The sequence below is a fragment of the Pseudomonas agronomica genome, from assembly GCF_025917275.1.
Lineage (GTDB): Bacteria > Pseudomonadota > Gammaproteobacteria > Pseudomonadales > Pseudomonadaceae > Aquipseudomonas > Aquipseudomonas agronomica.
Window position 1 is genome coordinate 1 of the sequence record NZ_JAOSHO010001151.1, and the last position, 250, is coordinate 250.

The 250-nt window shown below is 62.4% G+C and carries 1 protein-coding gene; it reads left to right on the plus strand.

The features are described from left to right. Positions 1-250: type VI secretion system tip protein VgrG (gene vgrG, locus OC610_RS29335; RefSeq protein ID WP_264433370.1), on the plus strand; the 250-nt coding region annotated here is incomplete at both ends.

Here is a 250-nt window from a genome sequence, read left to right on the forward strand (position 1 = left end):
CTGGGACCGTCACGACCAGTCCAACGAGAACAGTTCGTGCTGGATTCGGGTGTCGCAATCCTGGGCCGGCAAGAACTGGGGTTCGATGCAGATCCCGCGCATCGGCCAGGAAGTCATCGTCAGCTTCCTCGAGGGCGATCCGGATCGGCCGATCATCACCGGTCGCGTCTACAACGCCGAACAGACCGTGCCCTACGATTTGCCCGAGAACGCCACCCAGAGCGGCACCAAAAGCCGTTCGAGCAAGGGC